This is a genomic window from Dietzia sp. SYD-A1 (assembly GCF_015356725.1).
Classification (GTDB): Bacteria; Actinomycetota; Actinomycetes; order Mycobacteriales; family Mycobacteriaceae; genus Dietzia.
This window is the reverse complement of record NZ_JADDKI010000331.1, coordinates 1-5,095: the sequence shown is the minus strand read 5'-3', so window position 1 is coordinate 5,095 and position 5,095 is coordinate 1. Positions and strand designations below refer to the sequence as shown.

At 71.4% G+C, this 5,095-nt stretch carries 6 protein-coding genes; all 6 read left to right on the top strand.

The annotated features are described in order from the left end of the window. Positions 1–569, top strand: a 569-nt coding sequence (locus IY392_RS13080) for a RibD family protein (protein ID WP_194861449.1), incomplete at its 5' end; no start/stop codon positions are given. 42 nt (positions 570–611) lie between these two features. Continuing rightward, a complete protein-coding gene (locus tag IY392_RS13075; RefSeq protein ID WP_182613689.1) occupies positions 612–1,235 on the top strand; it encodes a riboflavin synthase in 624 nt (207 codons plus the stop codon). Positions 1,236–1,310: 75 nt separating this feature from the next. Further along, positions 1,311–2,597 (top strand): bifunctional 3,4-dihydroxy-2-butanone-4-phosphate synthase/GTP cyclohydrolase II, encoded by a 1,287-nt coding sequence (locus IY392_RS13070; protein ID WP_194861448.1) that lies wholly within the window; start codon positions 1,311–1,313, stop codon positions 2,595–2,597. Then, positions 2,594–3,070, top strand: coding sequence for a 6,7-dimethyl-8-ribityllumazine synthase (gene ribH / locus IY392_RS13065; protein WP_194861447.1), 477 nt, complete (start codon positions 2,594–2,596; stop codon positions 3,068–3,070). The genes IY392_RS13070 and ribH overlap by 4 nt, the downstream gene beginning before the upstream one ends. Then, positions 3,067–3,555 carry a PH domain-containing protein gene (locus IY392_RS13060; RefSeq protein ID WP_107756513.1) on the top strand — a complete coding sequence of 163 codons (489 nt, stop codon included), beginning with the start codon at positions 3,067–3,069 and terminating at the stop codon, positions 3,553–3,555. Before ribH ends, IY392_RS13060 begins: the two co-directional genes overlap by 4 nt. Positions 3,556–3,561: 6 nt before the next feature. Further along, the coding region (gene uvrC / locus IY392_RS13055; protein ID WP_194861446.1) for an excinuclease ABC subunit UvrC at positions 3,562–5,095 on the top strand (1,534 nt) is incomplete at its 3' end.

Genomic DNA, 5,095 nt, shown 5'->3' with positions numbered 1-5,095 from the left:
GGCCGTACGTCACCTGGAAGTACGCGGCCACCCTCGACGGCCGGGTGGCCGCGGCCGACGGCACCAGCCGATGGATCACGGGTCCCGATTCACGACGCCACGTGCACGGGCGGCGGCAGGAGATCGACGTCGTCGTCGTCGGCTCGGGCACCTGCACCGCCGACGACCCCTCGCTCACCGCCCGGTCGGACGACGGGTCACCCACCGACCGGCAACCCCTCCGTGCGGTGATGGGACTGACCGCGGTGCCCCCGGACGCGGCCGTGCGGGGCACCGACGGCCGGTTCCGGCACCTCGCCACGCGCGACCCGGCGGACGCGCTCGCGATGCTCGGCGACGTCCAGCACGTCCTGGTCGAGGGCGGACCCCGGCTGGCCGGCGCGTTCCTCTCCGCCGGGCTCGTCGACGAGGTCGAGGCCTACCTCGCGCCCCTCGTACTGGGCGGCGGCCGGTCCGCCGTCGAGGAGGCCGGTGTCGGCACACTCTCCGACGCCCACGGTTTCGAGGTCTGCGAGACCGCGGTGCTGGGCCAGGACGTCTATCTCCGCATGATGAGACGAACCGGATGACCGGATGACCCGAATGACCACACCCACGAGAGGACCGCTCTGATGTTCACCGGAATTGTCGAGGAACTCGGCACGCTGGACTCCGTCGACACGGTGGGAGACTCCGCGCGTCTGCGGATCCTCGGACCGCTCGTCACGTCCGACGCCGGTCACGGCGACTCGATCTGCGTCAACGGCGTCTGCCTCACCGTCACCGAGTTCACCCCCGGGGTGGGATTCGACGCCGACGTGATGGCCGAGACCCTCGACCGCACCGCCCTGGGTGCGCTGCGTCCCGGGGATCCGGTGAACCTGGAGCGCGCGATGCGGGCGGACGCACGCTTCGGAGGACACATCGTCCAGGGGCACGTCGACGGTACCGGCGCCCTGATCAGCAGGACCGAGCACGCCAGATGGCACGTGCTGCGCCTGTCGATGCCGCCGGAGCTGTCCCGCTACGTGGTCGAGAAGGGATCCATCACGGTGTCGGGGACCTCGCTCACGGTGTCAGCGGTCAGTCCGCTCGGGCAGCGGGAGCCGTGGTTCGAGGTCTCGCTCATCCCCACCACGCTGGAGGACACGATCCTCGGTGGTCTGCCCCGGGGAGGCCGGGTCAACCTGGAGGTCGACGTCCTGGCCAAGTACGTCGAGCGTCTCCTGGGAGGACGCGGTGACCGGACCGGGTGAGCGGATGCGCCATACTTGTGGCCGTGCCCGCGGACGCCGCCCGGGTGTGATGAGTACCGAGGAGAACCCGCAGCAGTGACCACCTTCGACGGCATCGACCGCGCCATCGCCGACATCGCGGCGGGACGAGCCGTCGTCGTGGTGGACAGCGAGGACCGGGAGAACGAGGGCGACCTGATCTTCGCCGCCGAACTCGCGACTCCCGAGCTGATGGGTTTCCTCGTCCGGTACTCGTCCGGATACGTGTGCGTGACGCTCGAGGCCGAGGACTGCCTCCGCCTCGATCTCCCGCCGATGCGGGCCATCAACGAGGACCGCCACGACACCGCCTACACCGTCACCGTGGACGCCCGCGCCGGTGTCTCGACCGGCATCTCCGCCGCCGACAGGGCGCGCACTGCCCGCATGCTGGCCTCCGCCGACGCCGTTCCCGGCGACTTCACACGGCCCGGCCACGTGGTACCGCTGCGCGCGCGGCCCGGCGGCGTACTCACCCGGCCCGGCCACACGGAGGCCGCGGTCGACCTCGCGCGTCTCGCCGGCCTGCGCCCGGCGGGGGTGATCTGCGAGATCGTCTCCGAGGACGACCCGACCACCATGGCCCGGACCCCGGAGCTACGACGCTTCGCCGACGAGCACGGGCTCGCGCTGATCACGATCGAGGCGCTGCAGGACTGGCGCCGCGCGCACGAGGTGCAGGTCGTGCACGAGGCGGCCGCCCGGATCCCCACCCCGGCCGGGACGCTGACCGCGCACGGGTACCGCGACGTCATCCAGGGCGTCGAGCACGTGGCCATGGTCGCCGGTGACGTCTCGGGCGGGGAGCCGGTGTCGGTCCGCGTCCACTCCGAGTGCCTCACCGGGGACGTCTTCCACTCGCTGCGCTGCGATTGCGGTCCACAGCTCGACGCGGCCGTCGCCTCGGTGTGTGAGGAGGGCCGCGGGGTGGTCCTCTACATGAGGGGTCACGAAGGCCGGGGGATCGGCCTGGTGCAGAAGCTCCGCGCCTATCAGTTGCAGGACGACGGCCGCGACACCGTGGACGCCAACCTGGACCTCGGCCTTCCCGCCGACGCCCGGGACTTCAGCCTGGCCGCGCAGATGCTGCGGGATCTCGGGGTGACGCGGGTGCGTCTGATGACCAACAATCCCGCCAAGGCCGACGCCCTCCGTGCCGGCGGCGTCGAGGTGGTCTCACGGGTTCCCATGCCCACCGCGGTGACCCCGGAGAACCTCCGCTACCTGCGGACCAAGCGGGACCGGATGGGCCATCTGCTCGAGGGCCTGGACGACGGCGCCGACCTGGACGCGCACGTCCCGGAGACGAACGCCACCGACACGAACGGAGAGGATCGCCGATGAGCGGCACCGGTAGGCCGGAGTTGGTGATCCCCGACGCCCGCGGTCTGCGGCTGGGCGTCGTGGCCTCCACCTGGCACGACGAGATCTGCGCGCAACTCATGGAGCGCGCACTCGCGGTGGCCGAGGCCTCCGGAGCGATCGTGTCCGTCGCCCGCGTCACGGGGGCCGTGGAGCTCCCGGTGGTCGCACAGGAGCTCGCGAGGTCCCACGACGCCGTGGTGGCGCTCGGGGTGGTCATCCGGGGCTCCACACCGCATTTCGACTTCGTCTGTCGCTCGGTGACCGACGGCCTGACCCGGATCGCGCTCGACGAGGCCACGCCGGTGGCCCACGGGGTACTCACCACGGAGAACGAGGCCCAGGCCCGGGATCGTGACGGACACGAGGGCGCCGCGGAGGACAAGGGCGGCGAGGCGGTGGCGGCCGCACTCGGCGCGGCCGTCACCCTGCGCGACCTCCGGGCGGGGCGATGACCGATCACCGGGATCCCGAGCACCGGCATTTCGAGCATCGCCCACGGCGTCTCCGGATCGCCGTGATCGTGCTGGCGGCCCTCATCGTCCTCGCGCACGTCCTCTGGGCCGTCCTGCTGGTCCGTGACGACACCGGGGTCACGATCGGTGTCGCCGACCAGCTCGCCTTCGTGATGATCGGCCTGATCTTCGCCGGCGTCCTGCTCACCCTTCTCAGGATCAGGGTGCGGGTGGGTGAACAGGGGGTCGAGGTCCGCGGGCCCCTGCGGACCCGGCAGTGGGGCTGGCCGGACATCGTGGGGATCACGTTCCCCCGGTCCAGCATGTGGCCGCGACTCGAACTGCCCGCCTACGAACACGTCGGCATCTGGGCCATCCTGACGGTCGACGGGCAGGAGGCGGTCGACGCCATGGGCTCCCTGCGCGAGACGATCCGCCGGTACAAGCCCTCGGCCGCCGATCCCGAGACCGTCGCCGACCGCTGAGGCGTCGTGGCCGATCCCCGCACGTACCGTCCGTCACCCGGCTCCATCCCCACCGAGCCGGGGGTCTACCGCTTCCGCGACGACCAGGGTCGCGTCATCTACGTGGGCAAGGCCAAGAACCTACGCAGCCGGGTCAGTTCGTACTTCGCCGACCTCACCCTGCTCCACCCGCGTACCCGGCAGATGGTCACCGCAGCGGCGGGCGTCCAGTGGACCGTCGTCTCCACCGAGGTGGAGGCGCTCCAACTGGAGTACACGTGGATCAAGAAATACGATCCCCGCTTCAACGTGCGGTACCGGGACGACAAGACCTACCCCCTCCTGGCGGTGACGGTGGGGGAGGAGTTCCCCCGCGCGTTCGTCTACCGCGGACCGCGACGGGCCGGGACCCGGTACTTCGGTCCCTATTCCCACGCGTGGGCGATCCGGGACACGCTCGACACCCTCCAACGGGTCTTTCCGGTGAGATCGTGCACGGCCGGGGTGTTCAGGCGACAGGCCCAGCTGGGCCGTCCCTGTCTGCTCGGGTACATCGACAAGTGCGCCGCACCCTGCATCGGACGGGTGTCGGCCGAGGAACACCGCCGGATCGTCGACGAACTCTGCGACTTCCTCGCCGGACGCACCGACGTCATCATGAAGCGGATCGAGGCGCGGATGCTCGAGGCGTCCGAGGACCTGGACTTCGAGCGTGCGGCCCGGCTCCGGGACGACCTCGGCGCGATGAGACGGGCCATGGAGAAGCAGGCCGTCGTCCTGGGTGACGGGACCGACGCCGACGTCGTGGGCGTCGAGGTCGACGAACTGGAGGTGTCCGTCCAGGTCTTCCACGTCCGGAGCGGGCGCATCCGGGGCCAACGCGGCTGGGTGGTCGAGCACGCGCACGGGGTGGACGCCGACGGCCGGTTCGACCCGGCGCTCGCCGTCCCCGGCGTCGTCTCCGACTACCTCGCCCAGTTCTACGGCGGAGAGGCCGAGTTGGCCGGGGCCACCGAGTCCGGCGCCGACCTCGCTGCCGCCGTGCCCCGGGAGGTGTTGGTGCCGGCGCTGCCCGACGACGCGGACGAGCTCGCCGACTGGCTCTCCACCCTGCGTGGATCACGCGTGTCGCTACGGATACCGCAACGGGGCGACAAGAGGGCGCTGGCGGAGACGGTCCGCCGTAACGCGGTGGAGGCCCTGACCCAGCACAAGCTGCGCCGCAGTGGCGACCTGACCGCACGCTCGGCCGCCCTGCAGGAGATCCAGGAGACCCTGGAACTCGACACGGCACCGCTCCGGATCGAGTGCGTGGACATCTCGCACACCCAGGGCACCGACGTCATGGCCTCCCTGGTGGTGTTCGAGGACGGGCTGCCCCGCAAGAGCGACTACCGCCTCTACCGGATCCGCGAGGCGGCCGGCGACGGTCACTCCGACGACGTCGCGAGCATCGCCGAGGTGACCCGCCGACGGTTCCGGCGGCACCACGAGGAGCCGGTGGTGACACCGGACGACGCCGACGGGCCCGTCGACGACCGGGCCGACGCGGGCCAGGGGG

Bases quoted from the DNA above. Each gene is read 5' to 3' on its own strand.
- IY392_RS13075 (WP_182613689.1), top strand. From the start codon at position 612: ATGTTCACCGGAATTGTCGAGGAACTCGGCACGCTGGACTCCGTCGAC.
- ribH (WP_194861447.1), top strand. From the start codon at position 2,594: ATGAGCGGCACCGGTAGGCCGGAGTTGGTGATCCCCGACGCCCGCGGT.
- IY392_RS13060 (WP_107756513.1), top strand. From the start codon at position 3,067: ATGACCGATCACCGGGATCCCGAGCACCGGCATTTCGAGCATCGCCCA.